Source organism: Candidatus Methylolitoribacter marinus, assembly GCF_051853155.1.
Classification (GTDB): Bacteria; Pseudomonadota; Gammaproteobacteria; order Burkholderiales; family Methylophilaceae; genus BACL14.
The window spans coordinates 858482-877210 of sequence record NZ_CP124221.1; the positions used below are offsets into that span (position 1 = coordinate 858482).

At 35.2% G+C, this 18729-nt stretch carries 25 protein-coding genes; 7 read left to right on the forward strand and 18 right to left on the reverse strand.

Annotated elements, in window-relative coordinates; genetic code table 11:
* Positions 1-92 precede the first annotated feature (92 nt).
* Both QFA95_RS04530 and ygfZ read left to right on the forward strand, forming a co-directional pair.
* Positions 93-923 carry a VWA domain-containing protein gene (locus QFA95_RS04530; RefSeq protein ID WP_486462353.1) on the forward strand — a complete coding sequence of 277 codons (831 nt, stop codon included), beginning with the start codon at positions 93-95 and terminating at the stop codon, positions 921-923.
* A complete protein-coding gene (ygfZ, locus tag QFA95_RS04535; protein WP_486462354.1) occupies positions 920-1759 on the forward strand; it encodes a CAF17-like 4Fe-4S cluster assembly/insertion protein YgfZ in 840 nt (279 codons plus the stop codon). Before QFA95_RS04530 ends, ygfZ begins: the two co-directional genes overlap by 4 nt.
* Here the strand turns inward: ygfZ and ftsB are convergent.
* From ftsB to glyA, 10 genes are all read right to left on the reverse strand, one after another.
* Positions 1756-2034, reverse strand: coding sequence for a cell division protein FtsB (ftsB, locus tag QFA95_RS04540; protein ID WP_486462355.1), 279 nt, complete (start codon positions 2032-2034; stop codon positions 1756-1758). The genes ygfZ and ftsB overlap by 4 nt on opposite strands.
* The gene (eno, locus tag QFA95_RS04545; RefSeq protein ID WP_486462356.1) at positions 2031-3317 is read right to left on the reverse strand and encodes a phosphopyruvate hydratase; all 1287 of its coding nucleotides are present in this window, start codon (positions 3315-3317) and stop codon (positions 2031-2033) included. Before eno ends, ftsB begins: the two co-directional genes overlap by 4 nt.
* A gap of 17 nt (positions 3318-3334) precedes the next feature.
* Positions 3335-4162 carry a 3-deoxy-8-phosphooctulonate synthase gene (kdsA, locus tag QFA95_RS04550; RefSeq protein ID WP_486462357.1) on the reverse strand — a complete coding sequence of 276 codons (828 nt, stop codon included), beginning with the start codon at positions 4160-4162 and terminating at the stop codon, positions 3335-3337.
* Positions 4159-5790, reverse strand: a complete 1632-nt coding sequence (pyrG, locus tag QFA95_RS04555) for a CTP synthase (RefSeq protein ID WP_486462358.1) — start codon at positions 5788-5790, stop codon at positions 4159-4161. Before pyrG ends, kdsA begins: the two co-directional genes overlap by 4 nt.
* Positions 5791-5878: 88 nt before the next feature.
* Positions 5879-6526: a class II aldolase/adducin family protein gene (locus tag QFA95_RS04560; RefSeq protein ID WP_486462359.1), complete on the reverse strand. Its 648-nt coding sequence runs from the start codon at positions 6524-6526 to the stop codon at positions 5879-5881.
* A complete protein-coding gene (gene mtnA / locus QFA95_RS04565) occupies positions 6519-7565 on the reverse strand; it encodes an S-methyl-5-thioribose-1-phosphate isomerase (RefSeq protein WP_486462360.1) in 1047 nt (348 codons plus the stop codon). Before mtnA ends, QFA95_RS04560 begins: the two co-directional genes overlap by 8 nt.
* Positions 7562-8332: a TatD family hydrolase gene (locus QFA95_RS04570; protein ID WP_486462361.1), complete on the reverse strand. Its 771-nt coding sequence runs from the start codon at positions 8330-8332 to the stop codon at positions 7562-7564. Before QFA95_RS04570 ends, mtnA begins: the two co-directional genes overlap by 4 nt.
* Positions 8322-9413 carry a bifunctional diaminohydroxyphosphoribosylaminopyrimidine deaminase/5-amino-6-(5-phosphoribosylamino)uracil reductase RibD gene (gene ribD / locus QFA95_RS04575; protein ID WP_486462362.1) on the reverse strand — a complete coding sequence of 364 codons (1092 nt, stop codon included), beginning with the start codon at positions 9411-9413 and terminating at the stop codon, positions 8322-8324. Before ribD ends, QFA95_RS04570 begins: the two co-directional genes overlap by 11 nt.
* On the reverse strand, positions 9414-9860 hold the full coding sequence (gene nrdR / locus QFA95_RS04580; RefSeq protein WP_048356839.1) for a transcriptional regulator NrdR: 447 nt from the start codon (positions 9858-9860) through the stop codon (positions 9414-9416). It abuts the gene before it with no gap.
* Positions 9861-9869: 9 nt separating this feature from the next.
* A complete protein-coding gene (gene glyA, locus QFA95_RS04585; RefSeq protein WP_486462363.1) occupies positions 9870-11120 on the reverse strand; it encodes a serine hydroxymethyltransferase in 1251 nt (416 codons plus the stop codon).
* Positions 11121-11220: 100 nt separating this feature from the next.
* Here glyA and iscX point away from each other — a divergent pair, with 100 nt between their 5' ends.
* Positions 11221-11415 carry a Fe-S cluster assembly protein IscX gene (gene iscX, locus QFA95_RS04590; protein ID WP_486462364.1) on the forward strand — a complete coding sequence of 65 codons (195 nt, stop codon included), beginning with the start codon at positions 11221-11223 and terminating at the stop codon, positions 11413-11415.
* Positions 11415-12788, forward strand: a complete 1374-nt coding sequence (locus tag QFA95_RS04595) for a phosphomannomutase/phosphoglucomutase (RefSeq protein ID WP_486462365.1) — start codon at positions 11415-11417, stop codon at positions 12786-12788. Before iscX ends, QFA95_RS04595 begins: the two co-directional genes overlap by 1 nt.
* A 4-nt stretch (positions 12789-12792) precedes the next feature.
* Here QFA95_RS04595 and QFA95_RS04600 read toward each other — a convergent pair whose 3' ends face one another.
* The 5 genes from QFA95_RS04600 to QFA95_RS04620 form a co-directional block, all read right to left on the reverse strand.
* The gene (locus QFA95_RS04600; protein ID WP_486462366.1) at positions 12793-13200 is read right to left on the reverse strand and encodes a surface-adhesin E family protein; all 408 of its coding nucleotides are present in this window, start codon (positions 13198-13200) and stop codon (positions 12793-12795) included.
* 68 nt (positions 13201-13268) lie between these two features.
* Entirely contained in the window at positions 13269-13340 is a 72-nt protein-coding gene (pqqA, locus tag QFA95_RS04605) for a pyrroloquinoline quinone precursor peptide PqqA (RefSeq protein WP_081624291.1), read from the reverse strand.
* Between the two features lie 127 nt (positions 13341-13467).
* Positions 13468-13539: a pyrroloquinoline quinone precursor peptide PqqA gene (gene pqqA, locus QFA95_RS04610; RefSeq protein WP_082133176.1), complete on the reverse strand. Its 72-nt coding sequence runs from the start codon at positions 13537-13539 to the stop codon at positions 13468-13470.
* A gap of 198 nt (positions 13540-13737) precedes the next feature.
* The gene (locus QFA95_RS04615; protein WP_486462367.1) at positions 13738-13935 is read right to left on the reverse strand and encodes a hypothetical protein; all 198 of its coding nucleotides are present in this window, start codon (positions 13933-13935) and stop codon (positions 13738-13740) included.
* Between the two features lie 104 nt (positions 13936-14039).
* Entirely contained in the window at positions 14040-14579 is a 540-nt protein-coding gene (locus QFA95_RS04620; protein WP_486462368.1) for a tetratricopeptide repeat protein, read from the reverse strand.
* Between the two features lie 82 nt (positions 14580-14661).
* Between QFA95_RS04620 and QFA95_RS04625 the strand changes: the two genes are divergently transcribed.
* A complete protein-coding gene (locus QFA95_RS04625) occupies positions 14662-15438 on the forward strand; it encodes a quinoprotein dehydrogenase-associated SoxYZ-like carrier (protein WP_486462369.1) in 777 nt (258 codons plus the stop codon).
* Between the two features lie 86 nt (positions 15439-15524).
* On the opposite strand, the gene QFA95_RS04630 is transcribed toward QFA95_RS04625, so the two are convergent.
* A complete protein-coding gene (locus tag QFA95_RS04630; RefSeq protein ID WP_486462370.1) occupies positions 15525-15836 on the reverse strand; it encodes a hypothetical protein in 312 nt (103 codons plus the stop codon).
* A 332-nt stretch (positions 15837-16168) separates the two neighbouring features.
* Between QFA95_RS04630 and QFA95_RS04635 the strand changes: the two genes are divergently transcribed.
* Positions 16169-16486, forward strand: a complete 318-nt coding sequence (locus QFA95_RS04635) for an ArsR/SmtB family transcription factor (protein WP_486462371.1) — start codon at positions 16169-16171, stop codon at positions 16484-16486.
* Positions 16487-16500: 14 nt separating this feature from the next.
* Positions 16501-16851 carry a protein tyrosine phosphatase family protein gene (locus QFA95_RS04640; RefSeq protein WP_486462372.1) on the forward strand — a complete coding sequence of 117 codons (351 nt, stop codon included), beginning with the start codon at positions 16501-16503 and terminating at the stop codon, positions 16849-16851.
* Between the two features lie 96 nt (positions 16852-16947).
* Here the strand turns inward: QFA95_RS04640 and QFA95_RS04645 are convergent, their stop codons facing one another.
* Complete coding sequence (locus QFA95_RS04645; RefSeq protein WP_486462373.1) at positions 16948-17667, reverse strand: pseudouridine synthase; 720 nt, start codon at positions 17665-17667, stop codon at positions 16948-16950.
* 46 nt (positions 17668-17713) lie between these two features.
* Positions 17714-18721 carry a biotin--[acetyl-CoA-carboxylase] ligase gene (locus QFA95_RS04650; protein ID WP_486462374.1) on the reverse strand — a complete coding sequence of 336 codons (1008 nt, stop codon included), beginning with the start codon at positions 18719-18721 and terminating at the stop codon, positions 17714-17716.
* Positions 18722-18729 lie beyond the last annotated feature (8 nt).

Consider the following 18729-nt stretch of genomic DNA (forward strand, 5'->3'; position numbering starts at 1 on the left):
GTGACTTTTTTCTCCTGGTCAGCTTTCTTTTAATGGTGCTCGCCTTAATCAATCCGTCTATACCAGTGAAACAATCCCTTTATAACTATATTTTGATTGCAGACATTTCTCAAAGTATGAATACCGAAGATATGAAGATTAATCAAAAAACGGTATCTCGATTAGACTATACCAAACACATCATGAGTCGTTTAGTAGAAGACTTTCCGTGCGGCACTAAAGTCAGCATAGGCATGTTTGCTGGAGTCTCTGTTTCAGCAACCTACTCCCCTATAGAGGTATGTGAGAACTTTAGTAATATCAACACAACTATAAGCAAACTTGATTGGAGAGCCACTTGGTCAGGCAACACGAGGATTAGAGAATCTGTAGTTAATTTAGCGAGACTTATTCGAAGTTTTCCCGAATCGGCTCAAGTAATTTATTTTACTGATGGAGAAGAAGCGCCAAAACTTCATGTTTTTAATACAAGAGATCTTGAGCAATTTCAGGGGGGTAATGATTGGTTATTTGTTGGAATAGGCTCTGATGAAGGAGCACCAATACCAAAATATGATAATAAAAATCAACTTATTGGGTACTGGTCGAATGATAGCTTTGCTCTTCAACCAGGAATTGCACAGATATCGGAATCTAATATAGGTGTAAGGGATAACAAAGTAGCTAGTGGCGCAACTGATCGCTATATGTCAAAACATGATAGTGAATACCTAGAAAAATTAGCTAAGGAAATTGACGGCCTATACATTAATGGTCAAAGTTATCGTGCTATTAGAAAAGAAATGAAAAAGCAGCCTCCTGCATGGAAAGCGCCAGACCAGTTTTATCTTCAACCTATTTTATGTTTTCTTGCATTATTATTTTTTATCGCCAGATATTTATCAAAAGCAAATATCAATAGCCTAATTAGAAAAATTACATGATGCTTGTCAATTTACTAGATCGCTATTCAATAATTGAAATTTCAGGAGAAGATCACCTTGATTTTCTTCAAGGTCAACTGACAAACGATATCAAAAAAAATGAAAAAAAATTTATATATAGCGGCATGTGCAACCCCAAGGGAAGATTATTTGCTTTTTTAAGAATCTTGAGAACTCCTGATTCCAGCTCAATATTTTTTGTCATCCCCTCATCTCTTGCGGATGCTGTTCAAAAAAGATTAATGATGTTTATTCTTAGAGCTAAGGTTGTGATTCAGAAAGCAGAGAACTTTCATCTAATAGGAATTATTGATGACAATCCTCTAATTGATATATCTGCTGATCGCAAATTAAACTTACCTGATCAAACAAATCGCTCTGTAATGATTTTTCAAGATAATGATTTATATAAACAAATTACGACTAAACATTCTTTTGATGACATATCAAATTGGATTAAAAAAGATATTGAATTTGGTATTCCTGAGGTAATGGAGCAGACACAGGAAAAATTTTTAGTACACACATGCAACCTTGATTTAATAGATGCCGTTAATTTTAAAAAGGGGTGCTACACCGGCCAAGAAATAGTGGCAAGAACACACTACCTTGGCAAACCGAAACATCGAAGTTTTTATGGTGTGGTAAATTCTAAATTATCTTTAGACTATGGAGAGCAGGTCTTTGAAAATGATCAAGGCGTTGGAGCTGTGGTCAACTTTTCTTGCTGCGAAGATAAAACATACGTTCTATTTGAAAAAACCTTAGACACGCAAGATGATAGCTTAAATATTAAGGGTGAAAGGCTCGTAATAACTAAATCATTTGCAAATTAATTTTTTTTATCAATAATTAAAAAAAATGTTTCATTTTTTTTAATCAAACCCAAATCAAAACGAGCCTTGCCTTCAATAACATCCGTGCCATTTTTTAAATCCTGAACAACTGCCAAAAGAATATCATTTTCTGATTTGATTGCCTCGTTGACTTTTAACTGTTGATCGATTTGTTTTTGTAACGAAATCACATTCAACCAGCCACCTTTGCCAAACCATAAAGGATATTGCAATGCTAATATTAAAGTAATAAAAAGGAATGTCAGAAACTTCATTTATTTAATTGATAAAATGCGTCTAGTCCAGCATATATAGACTTTCCTTTTAACTCTTCTTCGATTCTTAGAAGTTGGTTATATTTAGCTACTCTCTCAGACCGCGACATAGATCCAGTTTTAATCTGCATCGCGTTTGTCCCCACTGCTAAATCTGCGATGGTGGTATCCTCAGTCTCACCAGAGCGATGAGATATCACGGCGGTATAGTTATTTTCTTGGGCTAATTTAATGGTTTCAAGTGTCTCAGTTAATGTGCCAATTTGATTTACTTTAATCAAAACAGAATTCGCTATTTTTTTTTCAATTCCCTCTTTAAGTATTTTTGGATTGGTCACAAATAGATCATCGCCAACAAGTTGAATTTTTTTTCCTAATCTTTCGGTCAAAATTTTCCAACCATCCCAGTCATTCTCATCCAAGCCATCCTCAATGCTAATAATTGGATATTTATCACTCCACGACTCAAGATAATTCGTCATTTCAGCCGAGCTCAATTTAAGATTTTCAGATTTTAAATGATAATGTCCATCACAATAGAACTCAGAGGAGGCGCAATCTAAGGCAATAAAAACATGCTTTCCAGCTTGATATCCGGCATCTTCAATCGATTGCATTATTAATTCAATTGCTTCCTCATTAGAACTTAAATTAGGAGCAAAACCACCCTCGTCTCCAACTGTTGTTGATAAATTTCTTTTTGCTAAAATTTCCTTTAAAGAATGAAACACCTCAGTACCACAACGAATCGCATCTGAAAAACTTCCAAATCCAGCTGGCACAATCATAAATTCTTGAATATCAACACTGTTATCAGCATGCGCCCCACCATTGATAATATTCATCATTGGAGTGGGTAGAGAATATGTATTTTCTTTTATCACGGTTTGATACAAGGGTTTTTTTTGAGAATTCGCAAAGGCATGAGCATTAGCTAAAGATACCGCCAATAAACTATTCGCACCTAATCTTTCTTTATTTGATGTTCCATCAAGATTTATTAAAATTTCATCGACTTTTGTTTGCTCAGACACATCCTGTCCAACAAGAGCATCATTAATTTCAGTATTTATAAAATTAACTGCATTGAGCACACTTTTGCCCTTATAAACAGACTTATTCTTATCCCTTAATTCAATAGCCTCTTTAGAGCCTGTTGAAGCTCCTGAAGGAACAATAGCTCTACCAAAGCTTCCATCCTGAAGAATTACATCCGCTTCAACAGTCGGGTTTCCTCTAGAGTCGATGACTTGTCTTGCTTTAATTTTTTTTATAAATGTCATACTTATCCTATTTAAATCTAATCAATTGAAGTTTGTTTGACAAGGCGATCAATACCTTGAAGGGTTTTTAATAAATCTTTTATATGGTCTAGTGGCACAGCATTTGGACCGTCAGATAAAGCCTCGCTCGGATTAGGATGAGTTTCCATAAATATGCCAGATATGCCAACGGCCATAGCTGCTCGTGCAAGCAATGGAACAAACTCACTTTGTCCACCACTTCTATCCCCTTGACCACCTGGCTGCTGAACAGAATGAGTGGCATCAAAAACTACAGGACAATTTGTGGCTCGCATGATTGATAAAGACCTCATGTCTGAGACAAGCGTGTTGTAACCAAAAGAGACGCCTCTTTCACATACCATAATGTTGTTAATCCCGCCATTAGCCTCTTTAGCTTTTTTTACCACCATAGACATATCTTGAGGCGCTAAAAACTGTCCCTTTTTAATATTTACTGGTTTTCCTGATTTTGCCACAGCGTGAATAAAATCAGTTTGACGACATAAAAAGGCAGGGGTCTGTAAAACATCTACAACATCTGCAACACTCTTTACCTGATCTTCAGTATGAACATCAGTTAGTACCGGAAGGTCAAATTCTTTTTTAACCTTTTCAAGAATTCTTAGACCCTCCTCTATTCCATGACCTCGGAATGTATTATTAGAGCTTCGATTGGCCTTATCAAATGAGGATTTAAAAATAAAATTAATCCCTAAGGATGATGTTGTTTCTTTTAACTGTTCTGCAACCGACAAAGTCATTGATTCATTTTCAATAACACAGGGACCTGCTATCAAAAAAAATGGGTGATTTAGCCCAACGTCAAATCCACATAATTTCACAGTGTATCCTTTTTATGTTCTAAAACATGTTTAATATAATCTAAAAATAATGGATGAGAGTCTTTTGGGTTGGAAGTAAATTCAGGATGAAATTGGCAGGCAAAGAACCAAGGGTGGTCTTCTTTTGAAAGCTCTATAATTTCACATAAATTATCCTCTTTTGTCCAAGACGAAATAACTAAACCTGCTGATTTTAAATCGTCAATATATTTATTATTTACCTCATATCGATGACGATGCCTCTCATTCACTTGTTTGCCATAAATTGAACTGGCTATAGTATCGGGCTCAACAATTGCCACTTGAGCACCGAGTCTCATTGTGCCGCCCAAATCTGAACTTTCATCTCGATGCATCAACTCACCCGACTTATCTTTCCATTCCGTAATCAATCCAATGATCGGATTACTTGTTGTTGGATCAAACTCGGTACTGTTCGCATTTTTTATACCAACAACATTCCTTGCATACTCAACAACCGCAAGTTGCATACCTAAACAAATTCCTAGGAAAGGAATTTTTTGCTCCCTGGCAAATTGAATTGCTCTAATTTTTCCCTCAGTTCCCCTCTTACCAAATCCTCCTGGTACTAGGATGGCGTCAATTTTTGACAATGGAGATAGATCAGATTCAAGTTCCTCTGAATCAATAAAATGTAATTTTATTTTTGCGTGATGATGGAAGCCACTATGTATAAGGGCTTCAGTTAATGATTTATATGATTCAGTAAGATCGACATACTTGCCAACAAAGCCAATATTAAGCTCAGTTTGTGAATCAGAAATAAGTTTTTCAATTTTTTTCCAACCAGACAAATCAGCGTGTGGTGATTTTATTTTTAATATATCGCAGACAATATCATCAATTTTTTGCGCATGAAGCATTTGTGGAATTTTGTATATAGAGTCTGAATCGATACACGAAATAACTGACCCTTTAGGTACATTAGTGAACAAGGCAATTTTATCTTTTTCATCCTGAGGAATTTCCATCTCTGAACGGCATAATAAAATATCTGGTTGAATACCAATCTCCCGTAATTCTTTAACTGAGTGTTGCGTAGGTTTTGTTTTCAACTCGCCCGCAGCAGCGATATATGGCAGAAGTGTTAAATGAATGTAACAAGTGTTTTCGCGTCCTTCTTCAAAACCCATTTGTCTGATAGCTTCCAGAAAAGGTAATGACTCAATATCGCCAACCGTACCGCCGACTTCAACAATGGCAACATCTGACCCCTTTGCCCCTTCTTTAATCTGTAATTTTATTTCATCAGTTATGTGAGGAATCACTTGAACCGTTTTTCCTAAATACTCACCTCTTCGTTCTTTTTTAATGACTGAATCGTAAATTTGCCCTGTTGTAAAATTACTTTTCTTGGTCATTTTGGATGAAACAAATCGCTCATAATGACCTAGATCTAAGTCAGTTTCAGCTCCATCGTCAGTCACAAAAACTTCGCCGTGCTGAAAAGGACTCATCGTACCAGGATCCACGTTAATATATGGATCAAGTTTTAACATAGTAACTTTAATTTTTCTAGATTCTAGAATAGAGCCAAGGCTTGCGGCAGAAATACCTTTACCAAGGGATGAAACAACGCCGCCAGTTACGAAAATATATTTGGTCATGATTTATTAATTATTAGCTGACGGGATAATATTTTACTTTATTGAACAGATATCCACAATCGATAAATGGAGTTATGTTTTTAAAGATTTAAGCCTTAGGACCATATCCTTGAAATTTATGAATAACCTTATCCATTTCATCATCAGAGAGAAGATTTAATTCTCCAATTTTCAGCAACTCAATGTACTGCTGTGATAAATGCTCCAGCTCTTGGGCCAGAAAAAAAGCATCATCGATATCAGCTGAAACGACAATAGCACCATGGTTAGCCATCAAACATGCCTTCAGTGACCCAAGTGACGCAATGACCTCCTCTGAGAGTTCTTTGCTACCAAACAACTTGTAGGCCCCGCACATGACTTCTTTACCGCCAAATAAAGCAATCATGTAATGAAAGGCTGGTATGTTCTTTCTTAACACACTTAGTGTGCTCGCGAACACAGAATGAGTATGAATGATTGCATTTACATCACTTCTTTCCTCATATATTCGTTTATGAAAATGCCACTCACTCGAGGGTCTTTGAGTCATGGTTTGAATAAATTCCTCATCCAAAGCTAAAGGGCACTTCACGATGTCTATAGGTTTTAAATTTTCTGAAATGGTGCCGCTTGGTGTAATGTAAAAATGGTCATCTAACCGAACACTAATATTTCCAGTAGCTGCATGATTGAGACCTTCTTGAATGAGCTTTTTTGAGATATCACAAATTTTTTCTTGAATAGAGCTATGCATAAATAGTTTTCAGGTCTTCAGGTTTAAAAATTCCCTTTTCGGTAATAATACCCGATATCAAATGATTTGGTGTGACATCAAACGCAGGATTGTGTGCATTGAATTTAGAAAGACTAATAGAGGATAATTTCTTATTTTCATCCAATCCCTGAATATTTAATATCTCATTAGTTGAGCGATTTTCAATATCAAAATTTATCTGGTCTTTAAAATTGATATCTATCGTCGATGATGGGGCTGCTACATAAAATGGAATATTGTTAGCTTTTGCAGCCAAAGCCTTTAGGTATGTTCCAATCTTATTGCAAACATGTCCATTGATTGAAATTCGATCTGCACCGACAATCACTACATCAACTTTTTTTTCCATCATCAATAGACCGCCGGCGTTATCAACAATTAGAGTGTATGGAATTTTTTCATTCATCAATTCCCAGCATGTCAGTAATCCCTGATTTCTTGGTCTCGTCTCATCCACCCACACATGAATTTTTTGATTATTCGCAAAAGCTTCGAATATTGGACTCAAGGCCGTCCCATGATCCACTGTAGCCAGCCATCCTGCATTGCAATGGGTAAGAATATTGTTGTAATTATTATCAATTATTAATTGCCCTCCATGAACACCAATCTGATGATTACATTGAATATCATTTTGAATTAATTTCTCAGCATAGCTCCAAGCGAAATCCAATCGTCTTTCTTGCGATATTTTTTGAATTTCCTCATTCATAGAGTTCACCGCCCAAGCAAGATTAACTGCAGTTGGCCTGGCCTTGATTATTTCTTGAGAAAGACAATTGAGATTTTCATCTGAAGAGTCAACAGACATACCAAGTAATAATGCTAATGCACCAGTAATCCCAATCACCGGAGCCCCTCTTACTTGCATGGTTTTGATGGCATTAATGAGGTCTTCATGATGGTTGGTAGATTTAATGGAAAACTTAAATGGTAGCAACGCTTGATCAATAAAAAAAACTTTACTATTTTCTCGATCAAGCCAAATGGTTTGGTAATGTTGGCCTGCGACCCTCATGATGCAGTTCCTAAATCTGGAAATATATCTGCAATATTATTCTTTAATTGCCAAGATAGATCATTCACAGAAATATTTCTTAATTGTGCAAAAAATTCAGCAATACCTCTGATTTCATTTGGATGGTTTTGGCTAGCTGCATTAACCCATGCTGGCTTCATGTCAGGCGCATCTGTCTCTAAAACAATAGATTCAATTGGTAATTCTAAAGCCAATCGATTAATTTTCTTGGCTCTTGAATAAGTCATCGCCCCACCAAAGCCAAGTTTAAAGCCGATATTGATAAATTGTTGAGCTTGTTGAAAGCTCCCATTAAATGCATGAGCAATTCCCTTTACATCCGGAAAATTTTTTAATATCTTCAAGACATCATCGATGGCTGATCTCACATGCAAGATCACTGGTAATTTATATTTGCTTGCCAGCTCAAGCTGCTGCCGAAAAATTATTTTTTGTTTTTCTCTTTCCTCGTGCCCTAAATAAAAGTCTAATCCTATTTCGCCAATGGCGATTGGCTGTGAATTTAAAATTTCATTTTCTAAATACTGAATCGGATTATCTGGTAATTCATTCAGATAAAGGGGGTGATAGCCAAATGCATAGACAATACTTTTATTTTTGTGATTTAATTTTTTTAAAATATTAAAACTCTTATGATTGGCGGAGGGACAAATAATAAAATCTAGCAAAGAATTATCAAACAAAGACTCATCTTTTAATTTGTTCTCATAGATAAAATCAAGGTGGCAATGTGTATCAATCCACATAATTAATCTCGTAAATAGAGCGCATATCGTCACCAAAAAACCTACAATCCATTAACTTTAATTGATGCCTAGACTCCATGGCTGCGATGACCGGATGATTAAACATCTCTCTCGCATTGCCACCTAAAAGGCATTGTGATTGGTAAATAATAAGTTCATCAATCATTCTATTTTGCAATAAAAGACCGTTTAGACCTGGTCCAGCTTCAACCAGAAGATTGTTTACCTCCATGGAAGCAATATGTTTCATAATTTCTGTGAAATTTAGGACTCCATCAGCACCAGATACTGGAATACAAATAGCTTTGTGATTTGGTTTGTTAGTAATTTCTTTCGAGTGAAAAATGACTACCTTTTCCTGTTTAAAAATATGTGCATCTGAATTTGACTGAAAACTCGTATCAATAATAAAACGATAAGGTTGCCTTGTACTGTCGATATCTCTTACAGTTAATTGAGGATTATCAGAGTTGATTGTTTTATAAGAAGTTAAGATGCCGTCAGATAATCTTCTTAATCGCTGGACATCTCTTCTTGAAAATTCATTTGAGATCCATTTACTCTGAAAATTATTGAGAGCTGTTTTGCCGTCTGATGACACGGCAATTTTTGAGATAACTCGAGGAATATTATTTAATATCCTTTTAAAAAAACCTTTATTCAATTTAATGCCTTGATCTTCCATCAACCCAACATCAACCTCAACACCTTTGTCTATTAATGTTGCAATACTGTTGCCATTCACTTTTGGATTTGGATCTTGGGAGGCAATCACAACTCGTTTAATGTTATGTTCTAAAATTAAATCTAAACATGGTGGTGTTTTTCCCTTATGTGCGCATGGTTCCAATGTGACGTACAAAGTGGATTTTTTTAACAGAGTTTTATCATGACAGTTATGAATTGCTTCGACTTCAGCATGAGGTCCACCAAATTGTTGATGATAACCAGTTGAGATTATTTTATCATCAGCTACAATCACCGCCCCGACTATGGGGTTTGGATTACTTTGACCCAGACCTTTTTTTGCAAGCTTGATAGCCTGTGCCATGAAAAAAAAGTCCAGTTTATTAAAAGTCAATTAATCAAGATCCTTAATGACATTGTTAAAATCTTCAACATCAGAAAAGCTTCTGTAAACTGATGCAAATCTTATGTAAGCCACCTTGTCTAATTTTTTTAATTCAGCCATCACTGACTCTCCAAGAGATCGTGAAACAATTTCTTTTTCTCCTGAGGCTAATACTTTTTGCATAATATTAGATATAGCTTGGTCTACAAACTCAGCAGGAACTGGTCTCTTATGAAGGGCTCTAGAAAAAGATTGTTTCAGTTTTTCTTGATTAAAATCTTCTCGCTTACCATCTTGTTTAACAACAGCAGGAAGTCCAAGGTCAGCATTTTCATATGTGGTAAAACGCTTTTCACATTTAATACACTTTCTCCGTCTACGGATTGAATCACCTGCCTCATTGACGCGTGAATCAATGACTTGAGTGTCTGCCACAGAGCAAAATGGGCATTTCATAACTTCTTCCTATCTATTGTAAACTGGGAATTTCTTCATCATTTCAGATACTTGAGCTTTCACTTTTAATGAAATTTCCTCATTTCCAGGATGATCCAAAATATCTGCTATGAAGTTAACTACCTCAATAGCATCCTTTTCTTTCAATCCTCTTGTTGTAATTGCAGGGGTACCAATTCGAATACCAGAAGTGACAAAAGGACTTTCAGGGTCATTAGGAATCGAATTTTTATTGACCGTAATATGTGCTTCACCCAGTAAACGATCTGCTTCTTTGCCAGTTAATTTTTGAGCTCTCAGATCAACTAAAAAAACATGTGACTCCGTTCTTCCAGAGATTACACGATATCCGCGCCGAATAAATTGCTGAGCCATTGCTTGTGCATTTTTAACAACATGTTGCTGATATTCTTTAAAGGATGGTTTAAGTGCCTCTAAAAATGCAACCGCTTTTGCTGCAATCACATGCATCAAGGGTCCTCCTTGAATACCAGGAAACACCATAGAATTTAATGCCTTGCCATGCTCCTCTTTCGCTAAAATAAAGCCCCCTCTTGGGCCTCTTAGAGACTTGTGAGTGGTTGAAGTCACAAAGTCAGCATATGGTGTTGGGTTAGGATACACACCACCTGCAATCAGTCCTGAGTAATGGGCCATATCCACCATAAAGTAAGCACCAACTTTTTTTGCAATATTGGACATTCTTTCCCAGTCAAAGGTTAAGGCATAGGCAGACGCGCCCCCTATAATTAATTTAGGTTTATTTTCAATTGCCAACTCCTCCATGTGATCATAATCAATCTCTTCTTTATCATTTAATCCATAGGGAACGATATTAAATAATTTTCCTGATAAATTTGCTGGGGAACCATGAGTAAGATGGCCACCATGGCCTAAATTCATACCCATAATCGTGTCGCCGGGCTTTAAAAAGGCAAAATAAACCGCTTGGTTGGCTTGACTACCTGAATGAGGTTGAACGTTAGCGTATTCTGCACCATATAATTTCTTAATACGATCAATGGCAAGCTGTTCAACTTGATCTACAAATTCACACCCACCATAAAATCGCTTGCCAATGTAGCCCTCTGCATACTTATTTGTAAGCTGCGAACCTTGGGCTGCCATCACAGCTGGGCTGGTGTAATTTTCAGATGCAATTAACTCGATGTGCTCTTCTTGACGTTTTTCCTCACTGATTACCTGCTCATAAATTTCAGGATCAATATCTTTTAATAAATAATCTTGGCTGTTGTACATTTTTTGTTTAGTATCTGATTAATAAGAACTACTATTTTATCATGCTACTCATAGGTATTTAATGCTTAAATGAAGGCAAAATTAAACGTTAGGAAATTTTATGAAATGGACAGACTCGACTCTAATTGCTGAAGAATTGTATGATAAATATCCAGATATCGATCCTAAAACAATTAGATTTACAGACCTTATGCAATGGGTCTTGGAATTAGATGGATTCACAGATAATGAAAATAACTGTGGTGAAAGAATTCTTGAAGCAATTCAAATGGCCTGGATTGAGGAGTATGAATAATGCTGGACCATTCAATATTCAAAGCCTATGACATTCGAGGGATAGTGAATGAAGGTCTGACGGATGACACTATTTTTGCCATCGGGAAAGCAATCGGATCTGAGGCTATTATTCAAAATCAAACTGAAATATGTGTTGGCTATGACGGCCGGCTATCCAGCCCCAGTATCTGCAATACATTGATCAAAGGAATAAACTCCACTGGTGTCAACACCATTAATATTGGGTTAGTTACCACCCCCATTCTCTATTTTAGTACTTTTTTTTTAGGAACTGATTCTGGGGTGATGATTACCGGTAGCCATAATCCACCCAATTACAATGGCTTTAAAATGGTCATTAATAAAACCACCCTTAGTGCTGATGACATTCAAAAATTAAAGCAAAGAATACTAGCGAATAACTTTATTGTTGGTACTGGCAAAAGTGTGAGCAAAGAAGTTAAATCAGCTTACAAAGATAAAATTCTGAGCACCATCAAATTAAAAAGAAAAATGAAAGTTGCCATTGATTGTGGAAATGGTGCTGCCGGTGTGATTGCCAGAGAGTTATTTCAGGAGCTTGGAATTGATACGCATATGATGTATGACGAAGTCGACGGTAATTTTCCTAATCACCATCCAGATCCGTCGAAGCCTGATAATTTAAGAGAGTTAATTGATGTCGTAAAAAATACAGATTGTGAGCTGGGTTTGGCTTTTGATGGTGACGCAGATCGATTGGGAGTAGTTAATAAAAATGGAGAGATTATTTACCCAGATCGGCAATTAATGTTATTTGCCAAAAATATCTTAAGAGACAATGCAGGCAGAAAAATAATTTTTGATGTGAAGTCATCTAGGTATCTTCATTCTTGGATCAAAAATAATGGTGGGGAGCCTGTGGTGTGGAAAACCGGCCACTCCTTGATTAAAAAGAAAATGAAAGAGGAAAATGCCATTTTGGCTGGTGAGATGAGTGGTCATACTTTTTTTAATGATAAATGGTATGGCTTTGATGATGGAGTTTACGCAGGTGCTAGATTATTAGAAATCTTAAGTCACGCAACCCAAGATATAGAAAAAATATTATCCGACCTGCCCAAAGGATTTTCTACTCCAGAAATTAACATTCCAGTAAGTGAAGGTGAGCAACACAGCATTATCGAATCATTACAACAAGAGGCACATTTTGATAAGGCGCTTGAGATAATTAAGATTGACGGGCTGCGTGTTGAATACAAACATGGCTTTGGTTTAATGCGAGCATCCAATACCACTCCTGTGATTGTATTGAGATTTGAAGCAGAAACAGAAAAAGGTTTAGTAGAAATTCAGGATGACTTTAAAAGCCAATTAAAAACAAGAATTAATCTGAGGGATATCCCTTTTTGATAAATCAATTAATTTCATTACAGGCGATATTAAGATAGGCATCATTCACCGTATTATGATTGACCTTGGACCATTCAAAAGGTATTCCCTTGGATAGTATCGGCTCTCCAAATGCCATCTGATTTTTGTAAACTGAGTAGGATAAAACCCTCATCATTTGCAAGCTACAATTAAATTCGGATAGAGTCTTCACTGAGTTGTAACTAATTTTTTTTTGACCCTTTTTCGCAATCTCAGGCGCTATGTAATCCTCAAGCGTCATCATGCGGATCGTCTCTTTCCTTTTATTCAATGAAGATAAATCTACATAGTACTTAGCATTAGTTTCGTCATTAGAAAAGATTAATGTCCATTCAGCAAAAGCATGCGAGGAAAGAAATAAAAATAAAACTATATAAATAAATTTATGCATTGAACCATAATTTTAACAATAAAAAAGCCCGATATACATCGGGCTTTAAGTATAGAACAAATAATGAATTACTTGTTCATTACGTACATGGTTACTTCGAAACCAAAACGCATTTCAGTAGCTGCTGGTTTTGTCCACATAATATTTCTCCTTAAAAGAAAATTAATTAAAAGATGAAGCCGAACATATCGGGCAAGTACATTGCCAGTTATGAAAAGGCCAAAAAGTAATGTCAGTATGTCTACGACGTTGTAATTTCATTAAAAATTACTTGTTGCAAACGTACATTGTTACTTCAAAACCAAAACGCATTTCAGTTGCTGTTGGTTGTGTCCACATAGTATTTCTCCTTGTTTATGTTATAAAAAAATTAACATAAACCAGATCATTGAAGATGCAGCAAGCTGCAAAGGTTCAACTTGAGATTTACAATTGAATGATATACCGGATAGAATAAATTAGAATGGGGAACTACATGAAGATTGACTAAGGAAAATCATTATGACCTGGAGCCGGCTCCAGGTCATAGCTGATTAATTACTTCGCATCACCTGCTTCAAAACCATCTTCGCCAGGCAGTTTGATTGGTGAATCTTCATCACCAGTTGGATTGAAACCACCATTACCGCCAATTAAAAGCGCATCTGTTGGGTGAAACTCTTTAGCATCTTCAGCAAAAACTGAAGAAAACGCTGCTAGAAAACCTACTAATGTTAAAACTTTTAAATATTTCATTACTTATCTCTCCCAAAATAATAAATTTAAGTACTTAAAATATATGAAAACCTTACATCTCGTCTTCCTACATCTCTTATACTTTACAAAACCTACAGATTTTGTCAAATTTTTAATTCATTTAATAAATTCTTAGCGATGGAATAATCCAAATCTGAAGCCCTTTGAATAAGCTGATATCCCTTTTCCTTATCTTCTGGAACAATATATCCAAAGAAATAAAGGCAACCTAAAATGGTCAGTGCTGCCGGATGTTCATTCTCTGCCGCCACCTTCAACCAAGTAAATGCTGTGAGTTTGGACACATCATATCCATTGGCATATAAAGTCCATATCAGTAATTGTTTATTAACACTATTTTCAGCTTCTTTTTTTAATTGCTTGATATCTTTTTTTGTATCAACAATTTCAATCAGCGCATGCTGACCTATTTTTTTTTGGATTTGCTGTGAAACATTACAAGATATATTGCCAAGTATGTAGGCATGTTTCTTAAATCGATTTAAATCCTCAATATCGAGCTGTTCGGCATACGCACATAAGCTTTGCGGATCGCCATCTAAAGCCATTTTTTTTAACTCATCTCCCATAACAGCAGCGAATTGGAATAAAAAGATAAGAATTAATGAGATTTTAGAAAACATGTAAATTGTTACTAAACTTGAGTAATTGTTCAAAAGAATATAGATTAGTGACTTATATTGCCAATTTGTGGTTCAAAAAATTATGAAAAATTATTACATTACATATTTTTTAAAATTTCTTCTATTAAATTTTTTCATTTTAATTAATATAAACGTAAATGCTGATGCCAATCCAGATATTTGGCCTTTTCTAAAAGAACAAGTTTTCAAAGAACGTCCAATTTCTGAGAACCAAAATTTCTTAAAAATTGATGGGCCAAAAAGAGCCTCGAGCGGTGCACAGGTCCCCGTCACTGTTTCACTTTCATCCAACGAGCATAAGATTGTGAAAATTTATATGTATATTGATGCGAATCCAGGTCAACATGCCGCCACTTACTTTCTTACCGATCAATCCCAAGAAATTAAAATCAGTACTCGAATTCGTATGGAGACAGATTCTTTCGTTCGAGCAATTGCTGAAACTGATCAAGGGGAATTATTCATGAGTTTTGTCCCTATTCGTGCCTCAGGTGGATGCAGTGGCTACATGGATGTTCACGATCCGGAATTAACTAAAGATTTAGGGAAAGTAATCTTAAAAGCAGAGAATAATTTTGTGACCTCCAGAATTAAGCACCCAAATTTTACGGGCTTACAAAAAGATCTAGATTCTGGTGGATATATCCCTGAGTGGATTGTAAAAACTATTGAATTTAATCATCAGGGTGAAAAAATTTTAGCGGTTGAGAATCAAATCTCAATCAGCCAAGATCCTTTTTTAAAATTCACAACTCCTAACTCACTTAATGGAGAGGTTACTATTACTGCTAAAGATACGAAAGGAAACGAATTTAATTCTTCAGTAAAATTAAATTAAATTTCGTCGTTAAACGTTCGAATTCATTCGATAATCCTTTACATCTCTAGAGCGTTACTTCTACCTCTATATCTGAACAAATACAATTATTTATTTAACGAGCTGTATTTTTTCACTGCACAATAAGCATTTTTTTGATCCTGAGCCTTATGCAACATGTCGCGAATATTGGCTTGTTTTACCAATGTGTAGATTTTAGATTGGGCTTTACAGGCAAGGTCATAATTTTCTTTATCCACTGCCTCGTTAACCAAAGCTTGTAATCTTAATGCACTTTCTAAACTTTCAACTTTATCATTTAAGTGTTTAAATTGATTGATTCGACTCTCTGTATAACTTGATTGAGCGTTTAATAAAAGCGGTGTGGATAATATTAATACCATTAATAATTTTTTCATTTAATTTTCCTTTTGAGAATAAATTTAATACTGCCTTCTTGTGGAAGGAATTGTTTGATTCTGTATCTTATAAAAGTTCAGTGATTTTTTTCGGATTGTTTAACCAGTTTAAATCTTCGTCTGTTTGAGGCTGCCAATATGTTGTGTTCATGTTTTTTCCTTTTGAGATTAATGTTTTTGGGCTTTCTTATGGAAAGCATTTACATAGTACAGTGTATTGATGAAATTATTGTGACAATTTTTAGATTTTTAAGTGGTTACCACAAAAAAATTGCATTAATTAATATTATAATATAATATAAATTTATATATTATAAATTTATATTATATTTATGACAAACTGTAAGATTCAAAACGTCGATGCCATAAGAGATTCTGCGGGACAAGCATGCTCAATGCTTAAAATTTTGGGCAATGAGGACAGGTTGATGCTGCTTTGTCAGCTGATAAAGGGTGAAAAAAATGTTGGGGAATTGGAAGAAGCTACCAACATCCAGCAACCAACTCTCTCCCAGCAACTTACCATTTTAAGAAATGATAGCATCGTAAAAATCCGTAAAGATGGAAAATTTAATTATTACTCCATAGCTTCAGATGAGGTAATTCAAGTCATGCAGACTTTAGGTAATCTTTATGGTTGTAATAAATAATTAAGGTTAACATTATGCAAATTTCTAAAATAAACGATTTATATAGTGCAACTGGTCAAATTGACATTAATGACTTAGATCAGATCAATGAAAATGGATTCAAAACTATTATCTGCTTTAGACCAGAGGATGAAGATAAAGAAAATCAACCAAAACAAGAATTACTTAAGAAAGAAGCAAAAAAAAGAGGAATTGGCTTTATATCCATAGCCGTTATTCCAGGACAAATGACTGATGAAAATATCAACAAATTTAGCCAAGAGTTTAACCAAAATGAACAGCCTGTATTAGGTTATTGTAAGAGCGGAGGACGAGCTAAAAGCATATATCAGGCCTATGAACAGCATCAAAAAAATCAAATTTAATCAACCATTACTATTCAAACTAATTGGTTTGTTTGTCGTAATTTTGACTATTGTCTTTCTTTACTATCAGCATGACAAAGAATTAGATATTTTATTTTAAAAAGACTCATTTTCTTTAAGAAAACGCCACTTCCCTATCGGCAAATTAGATAGCCTCACCTTCCCAATCCTTACCCTTTTGAGACCAACAACCTTCAAACCCACCATCGCACACATTCTTCTAATTTGTCTTTTTTTTCCTTCTGTTAAAATAAATTTGAGTTGGTCCTCATTTATCCAGGAAACAATCGCTTTTTTCAATGGTTTATCATCTAAAGATAAGCCATGGTTTAACAACTTTAATCCGTTTGGAATTAAATTGCCAATAACCCTCACGAGATATTCTTTTTCTATATCACTATCTTCCTGGATGATTTTTTTTGCAATGACGCCATCCTCAGTGAGGATCAATAGTCCTGTTGAATCTATATCAAGCCTTCCAGCTGGAGCCAGTTTAAAAGAAAGTTTATCTAATTTTTCATCTCCAAAAAAATTTTCTTTTAAAATTAAAGAGAGCGAGGATTTATATTTTCCTTCGTCATCCGCATGAGAGACAAAACCAATGGGTTTATTTAATAAAATGGTTTTTTTACTTTTTTGAAGCCTATGTCCCTCGCCTCTTAATTCGATTTTTTGCTTTGGGTCAGCCTTGGCACCAAGCTCCGTTATTTTGACACCATCCACATACACAAAGCCCAATTCAATAAAATGATCAGCCTCACGACGGGAACATATACCTTGGCTTGATAATAATTTTGATATTCGCACTAAAGTCATAATTTGCTATTTAAAATAAAATGTAATATAAGATGGAATTGTGAGTCTAGGTGGCGTCAAAATTTATTTTCTGTTGACTAACTTCACCACTGATTAATATTTCATGCATGCCATTATTTTGCAAAATTTTTAGTGCGCCATCAGTTTCTATGTCAACAATTTGGCCAGTAATTATCTCTCCACTGCTCTTAATAAAGCTTATTGTTTTGTCTTTAAATGCATTGTAAAGCAACCACTCTTCTCTAATTGATGAAAATCCATTACTCTCAAATTCTGATAAAGAGCCAATGATTTCTCTAATTAACATTGCCGACAGCTGATTTAAATCTATATCACTATTTAAATATTTTTTTATATTTGTTACTGGTTGATCAATATTTTTAATAATATTATTTGATAAATCATAATTTATACCTACTCCAATCACTGCTGAACAACGACTTTCAAGGTCACCTTGCAGCTCTATTAAAACACCAGCGAGTTTAAAATAAGCATCATCCTCCAAAATTAAAAGGTCATTTGGCCATTTCAAAAAGGAATTGTTAATCCCTATTTTTTTCATCAATCTTTGAATAGCAACGCCAATAACCAAACTTAAACCTGACAACCCTGACGCCCCCTTATCAAATTTCCATAAAAGAGACATCGCTAAAGATTCACCTACTGATGTCTGCCAGGATCGACCTCGACGACCTTTACCTTTGGTTTGAATATTGGCTATTACAACCGATGCATGGGGCTTTATAGTCGCTGAGGAGTTTAAATATTTATTTGTGGAATCGGTAACATTGATTAATTCTAAATTGACAAACTGGTTAAGCTCACCAAGTTCTCTTTGTATATTTTCAGCATTTAAAAAAGATATTTTTTTTGGAAGACGGTAACCCTTTTTTTTTACTGAAAAAATATTTATTCCAAGAGTTTTTAATTCGGAAATACTTTTCCAGACAGTCACTCTTGAGCATCCAATTTCAGCAGCAATTTTTTCTCCAGAATGGAAGTTGCCATCAGATAATATATGGAGCGCTTTAAATGGAAGGTCGTACTTTTTCATACAAATAA

Coding starts and splice junctions, on each gene's coding strand:
- ygfZ (WP_486462354.1), top strand. CDS start 920: ATGATGCTTGTCAATTTACTAGATCGCTATTCAATAATTGAAATTTCA.
- ftsB (WP_486462355.1), bottom strand. CDS start 2,034: ATGAAGTTTCTGACATTCCTTTTTATTACTTTAATATTAGCATTGCAA.
- eno (WP_486462356.1), bottom strand. CDS start 3,317: ATGACATTTATAAAAAAAATTAAAGCAAGACAAGTCATCGACTCTAGA.
- pyrG (WP_486462358.1), bottom strand. CDS start 5,790: ATGACCAAATATATTTTCGTAACTGGCGGCGTTGTTTCATCCCTTGGT.
- QFA95_RS04560 (WP_486462359.1), bottom strand. CDS start 6,526: ATGCATAGCTCTATTCAAGAAAAAATTTGTGATATCTCAAAAAAGCTC.
- mtnA (WP_486462360.1), bottom strand. CDS start 7,565: ATGAGGGTCGCAGGCCAACATTACCAAACCATTTGGCTTGATCGAGAA.
- QFA95_RS04570 (WP_486462361.1), bottom strand. CDS start 8,332: ATGTGGATTGATACACATTGCCACCTTGATTTTATCTATGAGAACAAA.
- nrdR (WP_048356839.1), bottom strand. CDS start 9,860: ATGAAATGCCCATTTTGCTCTGTGGCAGACACTCAAGTCATTGATTCA.
- glyA (WP_486462363.1), bottom strand. CDS start 11,120: ATGTACAACAGCCAAGATTATTTATTAAAAGATATTGATCCTGAAATT.
- iscX (WP_486462364.1), top strand. CDS start 11,221: ATGAAATGGACAGACTCGACTCTAATTGCTGAAGAATTGTATGATAAA.
- QFA95_RS04595 (WP_486462365.1), top strand. CDS start 11,415: ATGCTGGACCATTCAATATTCAAAGCCTATGACATTCGAGGGATAGTG.
- QFA95_RS04600 (WP_486462366.1), bottom strand. CDS start 13,200: ATGCATAAATTTATTTATATAGTTTTATTTTTATTTCTTTCCTCGCAT.
- QFA95_RS04615 (WP_486462367.1), bottom strand. CDS start 13,935: ATGAAATATTTAAAAGTTTTAACATTAGTAGGTTTTCTAGCAGCGTTT.
- QFA95_RS04620 (WP_486462368.1), bottom strand. CDS start 14,579: ATGTTTTCTAAAATCTCATTAATTCTTATCTTTTTATTCCAATTCGCT.
- QFA95_RS04625 (WP_486462369.1), top strand. CDS start 14,662: ATGAAAAATTATTACATTACATATTTTTTAAAATTTCTTCTATTAAAT.
- QFA95_RS04630 (WP_486462370.1), bottom strand. CDS start 15,836: ATGAAAAAATTATTAATGGTATTAATATTATCCACACCGCTTTTATTA.
- QFA95_RS04635 (WP_486462371.1), top strand. CDS start 16,169: ATGACAAACTGTAAGATTCAAAACGTCGATGCCATAAGAGATTCTGCG.
- QFA95_RS04640 (WP_486462372.1), top strand. CDS start 16,501: ATGCAAATTTCTAAAATAAACGATTTATATAGTGCAACTGGTCAAATT.
- QFA95_RS04645 (WP_486462373.1), bottom strand. CDS start 17,667: ATGACTTTAGTGCGAATATCAAAATTATTATCAAGCCAAGGTATATGT.
- QFA95_RS04650 (WP_486462374.1), bottom strand. CDS start 18,721: ATGAAAAAGTACGACCTTCCATTTAAAGCGCTCCATATATTATCTGAT.